At 64.6% G+C, this 13,887-nt stretch carries 16 protein-coding genes and 1 tRNA gene; 10 read left to right on the forward strand and 7 right to left on the reverse strand.

Annotation, left to right across the window (positions count from 1 at the left end; all coding sequences use genetic code 11):
* Positions 1–24: 24 nt before the first annotated feature.
* The gene (locus ABIC09_RS09495) at positions 25–570 is read right to left on the reverse strand and encodes a response regulator (RefSeq protein WP_008133731.1); all 546 of its coding nucleotides are present in this window, start codon (positions 568–570) and stop codon (positions 25–27) included.
* A 99-nt stretch (positions 571–669) separates the two neighbouring features.
* The gene (locus ABIC09_RS09500; RefSeq protein WP_354109093.1) at positions 670–1,449 is read right to left on the reverse strand and encodes an NAD kinase; all 780 of its coding nucleotides are present in this window, start codon (positions 1,447–1,449) and stop codon (positions 670–672) included.
* A 233-nt stretch (positions 1,450–1,682) separates the two neighbouring features.
* Here ABIC09_RS09500 and ABIC09_RS09505 point away from each other — a divergent pair, with 233 nt between their 5' ends.
* On the forward strand, positions 1,683–3,254 hold the full coding sequence (locus ABIC09_RS09505) for a S10 family peptidase (protein ID WP_354109094.1): 1,572 nt from the start codon (positions 1,683–1,685) through the stop codon (positions 3,252–3,254).
* Here ABIC09_RS09505 and ABIC09_RS09510 read toward each other — a convergent pair.
* Together ABIC09_RS09510 and ABIC09_RS09515 are read right to left on the reverse strand one after the other, a co-directional pair.
* Positions 3,244–4,629: a serine hydrolase domain-containing protein gene (locus tag ABIC09_RS09510; RefSeq protein ID WP_148750176.1), complete on the reverse strand. Its 1,386-nt coding sequence runs from the start codon at positions 4,627–4,629 to the stop codon at positions 3,244–3,246. The two genes, ABIC09_RS09505 and ABIC09_RS09510, sit on opposite strands and share 11 nt — an antisense overlap.
* 107 nt (positions 4,630–4,736) lie before the next feature.
* Positions 4,737–5,279, reverse strand: a complete 543-nt coding sequence (locus ABIC09_RS09515) for a tetratricopeptide repeat protein (RefSeq protein WP_354037252.1) — start codon at positions 5,277–5,279, stop codon at positions 4,737–4,739.
* A 250-nt stretch (positions 5,280–5,529) separates the two neighbouring features.
* On the opposite strand from ABIC09_RS09515, the gene ABIC09_RS09520 reads away from it, so the two are divergent.
* From ABIC09_RS09520 to ABIC09_RS09535, 4 genes are all read left to right on the forward strand, one after another.
* Positions 5,530–5,922: a His-rich protein BRANT gene (locus ABIC09_RS09520; RefSeq protein ID WP_354109095.1), complete on the forward strand. Its 393-nt coding sequence runs from the start codon at positions 5,530–5,532 to the stop codon at positions 5,920–5,922.
* Between the two features lie 224 nt (positions 5,923–6,146).
* Positions 6,147–6,569 (forward strand): hypothetical protein, encoded by a 423-nt coding sequence (locus ABIC09_RS09525; RefSeq protein WP_187434722.1) that lies wholly within the window; start codon positions 6,147–6,149, stop codon positions 6,567–6,569.
* A gap of 288 nt (positions 6,570–6,857) precedes the next feature.
* Entirely contained in the window at positions 6,858–7,565 is a 708-nt protein-coding gene (locus ABIC09_RS09530; RefSeq protein WP_187434723.1) for an outer membrane protein, read from the forward strand.
* Positions 7,566–7,798: 233 nt separating this feature from the next.
* Positions 7,799–8,041, forward strand: a complete 243-nt coding sequence (locus ABIC09_RS09535; protein WP_354109096.1) for a hypothetical protein — start codon at positions 7,799–7,801, stop codon at positions 8,039–8,041.
* A gap of 16 nt (positions 8,042–8,057) precedes the next feature.
* Here the strand turns inward: ABIC09_RS09535 and ABIC09_RS09540 are convergent, their stop codons facing one another.
* Together ABIC09_RS09540 and ABIC09_RS09545 are read right to left on the reverse strand one after the other, a co-directional pair.
* A complete protein-coding gene (locus tag ABIC09_RS09540; RefSeq protein ID WP_148750186.1) occupies positions 8,058–8,312 on the reverse strand; it encodes a hypothetical protein in 255 nt (84 codons plus the stop codon).
* A 316-nt stretch (positions 8,313–8,628) separates the two neighbouring features.
* The gene (locus ABIC09_RS09545; RefSeq protein WP_354109097.1) at positions 8,629–9,024 is read right to left on the reverse strand and encodes a hypothetical protein; all 396 of its coding nucleotides are present in this window, start codon (positions 9,022–9,024) and stop codon (positions 8,629–8,631) included.
* 105 nt (positions 9,025–9,129) lie between these two features.
* Between ABIC09_RS09545 and ABIC09_RS09550 the strand changes: the two genes are divergently transcribed.
* The 5 genes from ABIC09_RS09550 (at position 9,130) to ABIC09_RS09570 (ending at position 13,649) form a co-directional block, all read left to right on the forward strand.
* Positions 9,130–9,303 (forward strand): hypothetical protein, encoded by a 174-nt coding sequence (locus ABIC09_RS09550; protein WP_187434724.1) that lies wholly within the window; start codon positions 9,130–9,132, stop codon positions 9,301–9,303.
* Between the two features lie 192 nt (positions 9,304–9,495).
* The gene (locus tag ABIC09_RS09555; RefSeq protein ID WP_354109098.1) at positions 9,496–11,193 is read left to right on the forward strand and encodes a methyl-accepting chemotaxis protein; all 1,698 of its coding nucleotides are present in this window, start codon (positions 9,496–9,498) and stop codon (positions 11,191–11,193) included.
* A 266-nt stretch (positions 11,194–11,459) separates the two neighbouring features.
* Complete coding sequence (locus ABIC09_RS09560) at positions 11,460–12,179, forward strand: class I SAM-dependent methyltransferase (RefSeq protein WP_354109099.1); 720 nt, start codon at positions 11,460–11,462, stop codon at positions 12,177–12,179.
* A gap of 173 nt (positions 12,180–12,352) precedes the next feature.
* Positions 12,353–13,060 carry a class I SAM-dependent methyltransferase gene (locus ABIC09_RS09565; RefSeq protein WP_354109100.1) on the forward strand — a complete coding sequence of 236 codons (708 nt, stop codon included), beginning with the start codon at positions 12,353–12,355 and terminating at the stop codon, positions 13,058–13,060.
* Between the two features lie 169 nt (positions 13,061–13,229).
* Complete coding sequence (locus ABIC09_RS09570) at positions 13,230–13,649, forward strand: GFA family protein (RefSeq protein ID WP_354109101.1); 420 nt, start codon at positions 13,230–13,232, stop codon at positions 13,647–13,649.
* Positions 13,650–13,666: 17 nt separating this feature from the next.
* Here ABIC09_RS09570 and ABIC09_RS09575 read toward each other — a convergent pair.
* Positions 13,667–13,741, reverse strand: a tRNA-Thr gene (locus ABIC09_RS09575).
* Between the last annotated feature and the right edge of the window lie 146 nt (positions 13,742–13,887).

A 13,887-nucleotide genomic window follows, 5' to 3' on the forward strand; every position in this document is an offset into this window, starting at 1 on the left:
TGCCTCGTCGTGTGGGACCCTGCGCTAGATGGAGGAGCGGGCCTTGTCGAGCAGCGAGGGCTGCTGGAGCACCTCGTGCTTTTCGCCGACGCGGCGCTCCGGGCCCATATAGGCGGAGTTGGTGTTGCGGCGCCGGTCCGGGCCGAAATAGGTCTTGGTCTTGATGAAAGGCCGGGGACTGGCGACCACGTTGAGAATGCGCTGGTAGAGGCCCTTGGCCGAGATCGGCTTGGCCAGGAATTCGGTGACGCCGGCATCGCGCGCGACCGTGACGCGGCGCTTCTCGGAATGGCCAGTCAGCATGATGATCGGCGCGTAGGGGTTGCCCTTGGATTCAGGCTGCCGGATCATCTGCGCGAGCTCGAGCCCGTCGAAGATCGGCATCGCCCAGTCGGTGATGACGATGTCGGGCACGTAGTGACTGTACATTTCGAGCGCCGTGGCGCCGTCCTCAGCCTCATAGACCTCGCGCGCGCCGAACGAATGCAGCAGCGTCCGCAGGATGCGGCGCATGTGCGGATTGTCGTCGCAGACGAGAAAGCGCAGCTTGTTGAAGTCGATGCGAAACATGACGCCTGGGCCAAAGCGGTCAACCTTCGTTAACCATATCGTGCCGAGGGTTAACGAAGCGTTGCGAACAGGCGGCCGGCGGGGGGCGGAGCCGGCAGGTCAGTAGCCGAACTGCTCGCGCAGGATCCGTTCCTCCAGGCTGTGGCCGGGATCGAACAGCATGCGCATCGAGATGGTCTTGTCGGACAGGATCTCGACGCGCCGGACCCTGCGTACCTCCTCATGGTCGGCAACGGCCGCGACGGGCCGCTTGTCGTCTTCCAGCACCTCGATCACGACGTAGGCCGTGTTGGGCAGCAGTGCGCCGCGCCAGCGCCGCGGCCGGAAAGCGCTGATCGGTGTCAGCGCCAGCAGCGCGGCGTTTATCGGCAGGATCGGCCCCTGTGCGGAGAGATTATAGGCGGTCGAGCCTGCCGGCGTCGCCACAATGATGCCGTCGGCGATCAGCTCGGGCATGCGCTCGCGCTCGTCGATCAGGATACGCAGGCGCGCCGCCTGGTAGGTCTGGCGGAACAGATAGACCTCATTGATGGCGTGATGCAGGTGGACGCGGTCATGGGTGTCGGTCGCGCGCATCAGCAGCGGGTTGATCCCGGATTCATGCGCGGCCTGGAGACGGGCGCGGAGGTCGTGCGTCGAGTATTCGTTCATCAGGAAGCCGACCGTGCCGCGGTGCATGCCGTAGATCGGCTTTCCCGAGCGCATGTGGCGGTGCAGCGTCTGGAGCATCAGCCCGTCGCCGCCGAGCGCGACCACGACGTCGGCCTCGCTCGGATCGCAATTGCCATATTGCGTGGTGAGCTGGTGGAAGGCGGCCTCTGCCTCGCTGCTCGGGCTGGCGACGAAGGCGATCCGTTCGTATCGCGATGGCTTGGTCATGGCTTCCAGGCAGGTGTTGCTGGCTCGAGAAAGTTCCGCCGAGGTCGTCTATACGACCTGGGCCTCCATTGTCGAGGACGACCGCCCGGAAGGCAAACGCGCTCAGCGGGGAGGGCAAAAGCCAAGCGGATCGGCCCGGAAAGCCCTTCCTGGGCCTCCAATTCCCCAAACCGTCGCAATTGCCGGCTACAGCTGCGGCCAGCGACCGACGGGCCGGGGCAGGGAGAACAATCATGGTCATAGGCTTGCCGATGCTGCGCTGCGCGGGGCTGGTGCTGGCGGTGTCTGCCTTCGCGCTCGCAGACGTAGCGTTCGCAGACTTGGCGCGCGCGGACGATCCGCCGCAGCCGCGCAACGAGGCGGCGGCGCCTGCGGGACAGAAGGGCGGTCGCGGCGGCAATGCAGCGCAGGCCTCGCCATCTGCCGCCGACCAGCATCGTCTGCCCGGAGATTCGACCACCAAGCAGACCCTCGATCTGCCGGGGCGAACGCTCAACTTTGCCGCGACCGCCGGCTCCATCCGCGTATTCGATGACAAGGGGGAGCCGCTCGCCGACATCGCCACCACGTCCTACGAGCTCGACGGCGCCGATCGCACGCGCCCGGTGACGTTCCTGTTCAACGGCGGGCCCGGTGCCTCGTCGGCGTGGCTCCAGTTCGGCGCGGCCGGGCCGTGGCGGCTGCCGCTCGACGGCGAGGGGGTGTCGCCGTCGGCCTCGCCCGAAGTGAAGCCTAACGCGGAAACCTGGCTCGACTTCACCGATCTCGTTTTCATCGATCCCGTCGGCACCGGCTACAGCCGTGTCATCGCGAGCGGCGAGGATGCACGCAAACGGTTCTATTCGGTCGATGGCGACGTCAACGCGATTGCGCTCGTGATCCGCCGCTGGCTCGAGAAGCACAACCGCCTGACCTCGCCGAAATATGTCGCTGGCGAGAGCTATGGCGGCATTCGCGGGCCCAAGGTCGTGCGCCAGTTGCAGATTCAGCACGGCGTCGGTGTCAAAGGCTTGGTCCTGGTGTCGCCGCTCCTGGATTTCCGCGAGTTCACAGGCACGAGCCTCCTGCAATATGTCGCGACCTTGCCGAGCTATGTGGCGGTGGCGCGCGAAGCCAAGGGGCCGGTCAAGCGCGCCGATCTCGCTGATGTCGAGGCCTACGCCCGCGGCGAATTTTTGGCCGATCTCGTCAAGGGTGAGGCGGACAAGGAAGCCTCCAATCGTCTTGCCGACAAGGTCGCGGAGCTCACCGGCATCGACCCGGCGGTGAGCCGCAGGCTCGCCGGCCGCTTCGACGTCGGCGAATTCCGTCGCGAGCTCGACCGCAAGAATGGCATGGTGACCGGGCGTTACGACGCCTCCGTGCGCGGCTTCGATCCCTATCCGGATTCGAGCAGCTCGCGCTTTGGCGACCCCTCGGGCGATGCGCTTCAGGCGCCGCTGACGAGTGCCGCGGTCGATGTGTTCACGCGCAAGCTTAACTGGCGGCCCGACGGCTCCTATGAAGTCCTCAACGGTGCCGTCGAGCGCAACTGGGACTTTGGTGGCGGCATCAACCCGCCGCAATCGCTGTCGGAGCTGCGTCAGATCCTCGCCACCGACGCGAAGCTGAACGTGCTGGTCGCGCACGGCCTGTTCGATCTCGCCACGCCCTATTTCGGCACGAAGCGGGCGCTCGACCAGCTGCCGGCCTTTGTGACGTCGCGCGTGAAATTCGTCGTCTATCCCGGCGGCCACATGTTCTACTCGCGCGATGGCTCGCGACAGGCGCTTCGGAGCGAGGTCGAGGCGCTGATCAGGGAGTAGGCCGGCGTTTTCGTGGCGGGTATCTCCGTGCGATCTCGCGCGCGACGACGACCGCCGGCTTGACATTGGCGCCGGCGATCCAGATGTCGCTGACCTTGCCGCGCTTGTCACGGACGCGGCGCACCGGCTCGCCGTGGCTGGAAACTCCCGCGGCCCAAGCAAGCCTGCCGGTGTCGCGGCCGGTGACCTCGATCTCGCCGGAATCCATGAACGGATTGTTGAACTGGGGATTGGCGAGCAGCACGCGGTTGCCTATCGGCACGAAATCTGTCGCGCCCCAGATCGTCCACCAGCGGCCGGTCCAGTCGCGCAGGCGCCGGTCGGCTGCGCCGCGGGTCTTGAAGACGCGCAGGATCTGCATGGCACCGTCCATCCAGATCGGGGCTGCGCCGTCGATGGAGTTGCTGAGGATGCTGATCGCGAGCTCGCATCCGGGGATGGAGCAAGTCCGCGAGATGTAACCCTGGAAGCCGCCGCCATGCCCGAACCAGTCCCAGCCGTCGGTCTTGCCGGCGTTGACGCCAAGGCCGTAATAGCCCTCGAGACTTTGCGGCACGCGCCAATGGTTGCGCGTCATCTCGCGGCGGCTCGCGACCGACAGCACGCTCTTCCTGGCGTTGGGAGCGAGCTGGGCAAAGAAACGCGCTGTGTCGGCTGCGGTAGCGACGAAGCCTGCGGCCGATGCCATCGCGTGCGCGGGATTATCGCCAGGGATTACGCAGCGCTCGCCGAGCGGCAGCTTTCGCGTGTGGCCGCGCGCAAACAGCGCGCCCCTGGGAAGCGGCGCATTTGGCTCGGTCTCGCGGAGGCCTGCAGGCTCGACGATCTCGCGCTTGATCCAGGCGGCGTAGGGCTCCTTGGTCACCGCTTCGATGATGAGCCCCATCAGGGCAAAGCCGTGGTTGGAATATTTGAAGCGCGTGCCTGGCTCGATCGCGGGAGGCCCCTTCAACTCGGCGAGCAGCTCCTTGGCGTCGAGATAGGGACGGCTGTCGATGAACTGGCCGGAATCGGCGCCGTCGCGCGTCAGCCCGGAGCTGTGCGAAAGCACCTGGGCAATCGTGGTCTCGGCCACGCGCGGATGCAGACCGCTCACATATTGGCCGACGGGATCGTCGAGCCTGAGCTTGCGCTGCTCGCGCAGCTTCATGACGCCGGCCGATGTAAAACTCTTCGAGTGCGAGGCGATGCGGAAGCGATGGCGCGGGGTGAGCTTCTCGCCGGTGTCGAGATTGGCAAGGCCGAACGCATGTTCGGCGACAACCTCGCCGCGATGGACGAATGCGACCATGACGCCGGGCTGTTGGGCCGTCGTTTGCTGGAATTCGATCCAGGAGCCGATGTAGTCGATCGCGGATCGCAGCCACGTGTCCATTGCGCACCAATTTGCGAGGGGATCGGTTGCGAGAAGCTAGCCGAGAAAGCAGAACGGGCACAACCCGGAAGGTTGTGCCCGTTCTGTCATGCGAAGATGCGATGTCTTCAGTAGACGAGCGTCGCGCCGGTCGGCTTGTCGAGCGCGGCAGCCAGCGAGCGATATTCGGAGCTGTCGGTGCCGGCGAGCATGGCAATCTTGTTCAGGTGATACTGCGCCTGTTCGCGGTTGCCCTGCTCGAGCTGCCAGAGGCCGTAATACTGCCAGGTGCGGACGTGGTTCGGATCGTCCTTCAGCGCGATCTCGTAATAGACTTTCGACGACTGGTAGTCGCCGAGCTTGCGATAGGAATAGCCGATCAGGTTCGCGACGTCGGCGACGTCGTCGCGCTTGAGCGACTTCAGCTGGCCGATCGCGCCCGTATAGTCGTTCCTGTCGTAGATCGTAGTATAGGCGGTGCGATAGGCCGCGAGGAATTTCGGGTCGCTGACGGAAGAGCTCTTCTTCTTGCCCTTCTTGGACGAGTTGTCCGACTTCGGCGGTGAGGAGGGCTCATCGCTGCCCGCCGCATAGGCGCTGGTCAGCACCGGCGCGGCCGCCAGCGACATGGCGACGAGTCCCGGCACGACAAGCATTGAGAATTTGCGCATTGAAGTTCTCCCGTATGGAACGTGGCGATCCTACACGATTGCCCGAATACCGGAACACCCGGTACGCAAAAACATTCCCGGCACCCCGGTGTATTCGCCTTTCCTCAGATGACAAACTTGTCATCGAGATGAACGGGAGCTGGCCGCGGGCTTCAGACAGGGTTCAGTGCGCTCCCTCTACGCTCTGACCCATGATCGAAGGGTTGGCGAGAGGGCGCCCGCCTCAAGATCCTTCCAAGAGGAGACCACCATGTTGAAGACCATTTCCGCAGCCTTGCTCGCAGCTTCCGTCATCGCAGCCCCGGCCTTCGCAGCTGAAGCCGGCAAGACAACCACGACCGCGCCAGTCATCAAGGCGGACCAGGCCCAGAGCAAGGTCTCGACCACCGCCGCGAAACCCGACGCCAAGACGGACGGCAAGACGGCCGACATCAAGTCGGGCGCCAAATCGGGCGCCAAGTCAGATGTGAAGGCCGATGCCGATACCAAGGCCAAGGCGATGAACGCCAACGCAGCGATCACGCCGGACCAGCACAAGACCGTGCGGACGCATCGTCATCACGACAAGCACCTTTCGGCCAAGAAGTCGCTGAAGACGCCGTCGGGCGTCACCAAGCCGGTGACCATCGAGAAGCGCAGCTAACGACTGATCTGATCCCGCGCGGCTGCATCCCTGGATTGCCCTGCTGCCGCGCGCGAAGTTCAGGCCCGGCTCGCCCGTCACGCCCCGCGCGCAAGCGCGAGGCGCTGGCGGCGGGCCGGTGCGCCGTCTGTGGGAGCGAATTCCCTTTGCGCAACCTTGGAGCTAGAAACAACTCCGAGTCCGACTGGCTGGAGCGAGTCCGACTGGCTGGAGAATGTGATCCCTTGGGGCGATTGGCGAAACGCGCGGCGATCCTGGTGCTGCCTCTGGCGCTCACGGCCTGTTTCGGCAGCGATGGGGACCGTCCGTCCCTGCTGGAGGGAGGCCAGGCCGGAGGGCCGCAGTCCTTTCCCGATAATTTTCGTAGTGACGCGCTGGCCCTGATGCGCGCCTATCTCAACAATCCGGTCGGCGTGCGCGACGCCAGCATGGCCGATCCGGTGCTGAGGGAGGTCGGCGGGCGGCAGTTCTATGTCAGCTGCCTGCACTTCACGCCGCGCGAGACCGATGGCACCTATAAGGCGATGCGAGAGCGCGCCATCATCTACGTCAACGGCCGGGCCGACCGCGTCATCGATCGCGCTAACGAGATCTGCGCAGGCGCGGTTTACGCACCCTTTCCAGAACTGGAAAAGATGGCGCGGTAGCGCAAAGCGCGCCTTCATCGCGCGGTGCTAGGACAAGAACCGCCGGAGCCGCTGGATCACATTTCGGCGAGCTTTGAACGGATCGGTTTTGCCCTGCGACAAATCGTTACGGCTGGACATGTGCGGACGACAAAATCTGCCGGCGCAGGCCGGACGAGATGGAACAAAAGCGCGATGTTGCCGCTCCGTCACAGTTGCGAACGATCAACGTTCCGGCATCGCCGCGAAGCAACCCAATTCACGCCACGTTGTTTCCTGAGTGTCGTACGTGAAAGAACGGGGATGACCATGAAGACGATTTTGCTCGGGGCAGCAGCTCTGCTCGCTCTGGCCGCACCGGCGGCTGCAGCGGACATGCAGCCGCACACTTACACCAAGGCTCCGGCCTACACGCCGCCGCAGGCGATCTACAATTGGACCGGCTTCTACATCGGCGGCCATGTCGGCGGCGCCTTCGCCGGGGACAGCAGCTTCCAATCCAGCGACGCCCGCTTCCTGGGCGGCGTGCAGGGCGGCTTCGACTACCAGTTCGCGCCCAATTGGGTGGTGGGTATCGAAGCCCAGTACTCCTGGCTGCCGACCAACAATAACGGCGTCACGTTCCCGCTGGGCACCCAGGTGACCTCGAGCACCGACCAACTCGGGTCGGTGACCGGCCGCATCGGCTACACTTGGGGCCCGACGCTGCTCTACGCCAAGGGCGGTTACGCCTGGCGCAACGGCGGTCTTGGCGTGAACATCGCCGGCGTGCCGCAGGCCTTCACCGCCACCGGCAACAGCAAGGACGGCTATACCGTCGGCGCCGGCCTCGAATACATGTTCGCGCCGAACTGGTCGGCCAAGGCCGAGTACCAGTATTATAACTTCGGCAGCACGACGATCACCGCCGGTCCAGCCGACGTCGTCGGCGTTCGCGGCCGGGACGACGAGCATACCGTCAAGGTCGGAGTGAACTACCGCTTCGGCTGGGGCGGTCCGGCGGCCTCGCGCTACTGATCCGCCGCGCGCAGCACGACCACGATCTGACAAAGGCCGGCTTCCTTGCCGGCCTTTCGCTTGTTTGCCTTGCGTGAACCATCTGGCGCGTCATTTGCAAGCAAACAGCCTGGCGCGCGCCTTCTCACGCGTGTCACGGGGATCGGGTAAACCAAAAATAATTTCTGCGACTTACGGAACTGGCGCTCCGGAAAGCGGTATTATTGAATTGCTGGGCTGGTGGGACAACGAACATGCGTATCTTGGCGTCGGTGGTGGTGGTCTCGTGCTTCGTCGCCCTGCCGTGCTCTGCCCAAACAATCCTCAAATCCGAGCCTTTGATGTTGGCACCCTACGAGGTCGCCTTCGTGAAGGACGCCTCCTGTCCGTCGGGCAAGGTGCTCAAGATCACCGGGGCGATCCGCGGGCTGCACCGCCGCAAGGCCTGCGTGGCGCTTGCCGGTGAGCAGGCGTCGCTGGCGATCGCGACGCCCTGAGGCACTCGGCCAGATCTCACGAGCTGAGCTGAAGCTCCAACCTGGATTCCCGCTCGGCGTCCGCCTTGTTCTTGGCGGGGTCCTCGCCTTGGGCGGCCCGGCATGATCTGATCTCATAGTCATTGTCGAGCACCCGGCGCGGACCTTGCCGCTCGTCGTCGGTGCCGAGGTCCACGACCAAGCCGCTCCGTTGCGCGAGTTTCCAGACGTCGGCTTCGCTCGGATAGGCCTTGCTGATCTGGCTGTCGTTGCAGAACAGGGCGTAGGGCATGCTTCCCGCTCCCGGAAAGCCCGTTAACGACTTCATGGCGCGAAGGGTTCCAAGCCGATCACGGGGCCGTGATCCGCCCTGATCAAGGGGAGAGGGGCGCCGTGCCCTGAGTCCCTTAACGAGTCCTGAATCCCCCAAAAAAGAAACTTTGGGACTCATTTGGCGGAATCAGCGGATGTTTCCGGCCATGTCGACCGACCTGAAAACCTGCTGCGGGCACATGCTTCTGCCCCTGACGCTGGCACTGTTCGGTGCCTGTGCAGCCAATCTCTGGCTGGTGTGGTCGTGGCTCTAAGGCCTTGGTCGCAGGCGGGCCCTACTTCTGGGCCGGCGGCGGCGGGGCGGCATCGCGGATGGCGGCGCGCAGCTTGGTCAGGGTCGCCGCGCAATATTCCTCGCGCTCGCGCTCGAAGCGCTCCTGATGCTTTCTGAAGTTAGCGATGCGCGCCTGCATTTCGTTGCGGAAATCGCCGGCCATCCGTGGCGGGGGGACCGGCAGCGGTTGGGGCGGCGGTGCGACCTGCGGCGGCGGATCGGCCTGCTGCGGCTCGAACGCGACGGTCACGGTCTGGACGGAGACAATCTCCGCGGCCAGGATCGGCGCAACGGCAGCGGTATCCGGCTGACGGGCGCCATCCTTCTTGCCGGAAACCGATTGGACGAAGGCCAGTGTCTGCGCGATCAGTGCGTCGCGCTCCCTGATCCACTTCATGATCCACCACCCTGTTGGAGCTATTCCATCAAAGCCTGAGCGCCGAATCAAGAAGGCTGTCGGCAAGGGATTGCATATTTTTCCCGGACACCCGACAATGGATGGATGGATTCCAGGGCCGACCCGTCGGACGAAGCGCAGGGCCTGCGGCTCGTACGCGCCTTTCTGTCATTGCCGCCCGACAAGCGGGCGGAGGTGATCGCGTTCGTCGAGGATCTGGTGCGCGCCCATGCCGGGCCTGACGACGGGCATGGCATCTCCCCCATCCGTGATCGATAGCTATCGCTGGCGGATCGGGTCGCCCCATAGTCGATCGAAGCTTACGTGAGGCTTACGTGCGGCGTCCCGCTGGCTATTTTCCCGTAAGATTACCCGTGTCATTTCGTATCAAATTTTAACGTTGGCGGGTTCCAATGCCGCCGCCGGGACTGCTTCGGTCAATGGGGACCGAAAGATTATTAGGCGGCTGCGATGAGCTTTTTGAACAATTTGAAGATCGTGTCGAAGGTTGCGTTGATCGTGACCGTGATGGGCTTTGCCCTGGTCGCCGTTGCCGCCTTCGGCATTCGCGAGCTGTCCGCGACGGTCGACGGCTTCGGCGAACTCACCGCCATGCAGTCGGCAGCTCTCAACCTCACGCGGGCCCAGCGCCGCATCGAGACCTATCACGCCGCGCTCTATGCGGTGTTCACCGAGACGACCGAGGCGGGCAACGCCAATCGCCTCAAGATTGCGAGCCAGAACCGCAATGAAATTCGCCAGTATCTGGACGCTGCGGAGCAGGACGACCCGGCGAGAGCGGCCGAAACGAAGAGTGTCGGCGCGCAGTTGACGGCCGCCTTTACCGGCTGCGATCCGGTGCTCCAGGCCGGTGCGGCTGCAAGCAGCCCTGAGGAAAATGCCAAGGCCGCTGATCGTGCTCACAAGGAGTGTGACCCGCTGATCGATGCGGCTCTCGAGCGCGTTGCCAAGTTCACGACCGATACGTCCAAGGCTGTGACCAAGCGCAAGGAAGCCATCGAGGGCGACGCCAAATCCGCGACCTGGACCGTGATGAGCGTCAGCGCCAGCGGCCTGATCATCGGCATCGTGATTGCGCTCTTCATCGGTCTCGTGGCGATGTCGAAGCCAATTGCCCGGCTCAAGCTCGCCATGGAGGGCCTGGCGCGCAATGACCTCAAGACCGAGGTGCCCGAGAAGGACCGCCGCGACGAGATCGGCGAGATGGCCCGGACGGTCGAGGTGTTCAAGACCAACGCGCTCGAGATGGAGCGGCTCAAGGCGGCGCAGGTGGAAGCCGAGAAGCAGGCCGCCGAGCAGCGCCGCCGCGACATGTTCAACCTGGCCGACGGTTTTGAGCGTGCGGTCGGTGAGATCATCGATACCGTCGGCTCCGCATCCACCGAGCTCGAAGCGTCGTCCTCGACGCTGGCCACCACCGCTCAGCGCGCGCAGCAGCTGACTTCAGTCGTCGCGGTTGCTTCCGGTGAAGCCACCGGCAACGTCCAGTCGGTTGCGACGGCGACGGAGGAGTTGTCGTCCTCGGTCAACGAGATCAGCCGCCAGGTGCAGGAATCCGCGCGGATGGCGAGCGAAGCCGTCAACCAGGCCCGCACCACCACTGAGCGGGTCAGCGAGCTTTCGGTCGCCGCGACGCGCATCGGCGACGTCGTCGAGCTGATCAACACCATTGCTGGCCAAACCAATCTGCTGGCGCTGAACGCCACCATCGAGGCGGCGCGGGCAGGCGAGGCCGGCCGCGGCTTTGCCGTCGTCGCCTCCGAGGTGAAGACGCTGGCCGAGCAGACCGCGAAAGCGACCGGCGAGATCAGCCAGCAGATCTCCGGCATTCAGAACGCCACCCAGGAATCGGTGACCGCGATCCGCGATATCTCCGCGACCATCGAGCGGCTCTCGGAAGTGTCCTCGACCATTGCCGCGGCCGTCGAGGAGCAGGGCGCTGCGACCCAGGAGATCTCGCGCAACGTGCAGCAGGCGGCGCACGGCACCCAGCAGGTCTCGACCAACATCACCGATGTGCAGCGCGGCGCGGCCGAGACCGGCTCGGCGTCCTCGCAGGTGCTTTCGACCGCGAAGATGCTGGCGACCGACAGCACCCGGCTGAAGGACGAAGTCGGAAAATTCCTGCGGACAGTGCGCGCGGCCTGAGCCGCACGACATCCAGGGTCCGGCGGCCTCGCGCCGCCGGTACGCCGCCGCTCCTATTGCGGCAGCAAGAGCGCCATCGCGATCGCGAAAAGGAAGACCGTCGCCACGATGGCCGCGACCGCTCCGGCGATGATCTTGGCGCTTTCTCGGCTGGTATAAGGCTGCATGCGGCCCACATGCTACCTCATGTTGAACTCTGATCCAATCCGTGGTCAGTAGCCGTCCCCGCGACGCAAGCGGACAACATCCATTCCCGAGGTTAGGCCATGAGCGATGATATCAGTGACGGCTGGACCGCGTCCGCGTCTGCATGGATCGTCGAGCAGGGCGAGCACGGTGATTATGGCCGACGTTTTGTGCTGGATGCACCGATGCGGGCGCGCCTCGAGGGGCGCGGCTTCCGCAACGCGCTCGATGTCGGCTGCGGGGAGGGGCGCTTCTGCCGCATCATGCAGCATGCCGGCATCCGCACGACCGGCATTGATCCGACCGAAGCGTTGCTCGGGCGTGCCAGGGAGCTCGACCCGCATGGCGACTACCGGCTTGGCCGTGCCGAGACGATGGAGGTCGAAGCGGAGTTCGACCTGGTCGTCAGCTATCTCAGTCTGATCGACATACCCGATCTCGCCGCGGCGATCGCGAAGATGGTGGCTGCGCTGCGGCCGGGCGGTACGCTTCTGATCGCCAACCTGACCAGCTTCAACACCGCCGGTCCGCCCGAAGGCTGGACACGTGACGGCGAGGGCGCCTTGCGCTTCATTATCGACCACTACATGGACGAGCGGTCGACCTGGGTGACCCGGCGCGGCATCCGAATCCAGAACTGGCATCGCCCGCTCAGCACCTACATGACGCTGCTGCTCGACCACGGCCTCCAATTGCGCCTGTTCGTCGAGCCGGAGCCCAAAGGCGGCGATCCCGACAGGAATGCCTTTCATCGCCGGGTGCCCTTCTTTCATATTATGGAGTGGCAGAAGCCGGCTTGAGCAGGTGCGGTCAGGCGGCGAGCTTCGCCTTGAAGAATTGTGTGACGCGATCGATCGCATCTGATGTCATCGGGTCGGTATCCGAGAAATCAAAGCCGTGGGCTTTGCCCGGATAGGGCACGAATTCGGTCTATACTGCGCTTGCGACGGAATCTTGGCGCGAGTCCTATCCGATGATCTCCCATCGTCCCTCCGTGCTTGCCCATGAGCGGTTCGTTGCCGACCGCGAGAATTTTGCCGGCCTCGATCTCGCCACGCGGTTCGAGCGGATTCAGCGGACCAACCTCTGGGGGGCTCCGACCTCGGTCTCGGGCCTCGGCTCGGAGGATCGCACCACCGCGGGAATGCGCGAGACGCTGCCCGGCCTGTTGCAGCGGCTTGGCGCGCGTTCGCTGCTCGATGCGCCCTGTGGCGATGCGGGCTGGATTGGCAGCACCAATCTCGAGGTCGATTATACCGGCATCGACATCGTGCCGTCGCTGATCGCGACCAACATGGCGCGGGTGGCGCGAGGGGATGTGCGCGGCCGCTTTCTCGTCGCCGACATCACGCGCGATCCGCTGCCAGGTTGCGACGTCATCCTGTGCCGCGACTGTCTTGTGCATCTGAGCTTCCTGAATATCGCGCGCGCCATCGCTCGCTTTCGCGCAAGCGGCGCGCAATTCCTGCTGGTTACGACGTTTCCGGAGTGGGAAAACAATGGCGATTGCGAGGACGGCGACTGGCGCGCGCTCAACATGATCAAGGCGCCGTTCCACTGGCCGCCCCCGCGCGAACTGATCGACGAGCGCTGCGAGGAAGGCAATGGCGGCTGGCGCGACAAGAGCCTTGGGCTCTGGCGGCTCGATGAGTTGCCCGAAGGCGGCGCAGAGCCCGTCTGACAGGCCGCTTGGCCGTCATCGTCGCGACGCGCGATGCTGCAGGACCAGCACGCCCGTCACGCGTTGTCCGACAAAGGGCATGCCAAATCCGCCGTTTCATGAGGCCATGCGAACTTCGCCGGACTCAAACCTCCGGACATCGAAGCAATAAATGCAGGGAGTGTGGTCGATGATCGATGCGAGATGCAGTTGTGGCGCAGTTGTAGTTTCGCTCCCGGGGCCGACCAGTCGGGTCGCGGCCTGTCACTGTATCGAATGCCAGCGGCGGACCGGCGCGCCATTTGGCGTCGGCGCGTTTTATCCGGCCGATGCCGTCACGGTCTCAGGGGCGCCGAAGGAATATGCTCGTCCCGGCGAGAGCGGCGGCACAGTCCGTTCCTATTTTTGTCCTGACTGCGGCTCGACCGTTTACTGGAAGGCCGAAAGTCTGCCGGCGATGATCGGCGTCGCCGTCGGCGTGATTGCGGATCCGAATTTCCCGGCGCCGATCAAATCGGTGTTCGAGCGGTCGAAGCATGTGTGGGTGGAGATCACCGGCGCAGGCGTCGAGCATCTCCAACAAGGCAGTCTGCGGAAGACGTCGGGCTGACGGGTGCGCATCGAGGGTGGTGCCGGCTGAGGGGATTGAACCCCCGACCTTCGGTTTACAAAACCGCTGCTCTACCGCTGAGCTAAGCCGGCCACTCGCAAGGAACCCATGCGGGTTGCCGGCTGGCGCCAGCGCGTCCGCTTGTGCGCGGTCGCAATACCAGACTTGTCCGGGAAGTGCCAGAACCTGCAGTGGCGTCCGCCGGCATGAAACAGGCGGCCCCTTTTTGGTGCCGCCT

Source organism: Bradyrhizobium sp. S3.12.5 (genome assembly GCF_040548225.1).
In the GTDB taxonomy this organism is placed as follows: Bacteria; Pseudomonadota; Alphaproteobacteria; order Rhizobiales; family Xanthobacteraceae; genus Bradyrhizobium; species Bradyrhizobium cytisi.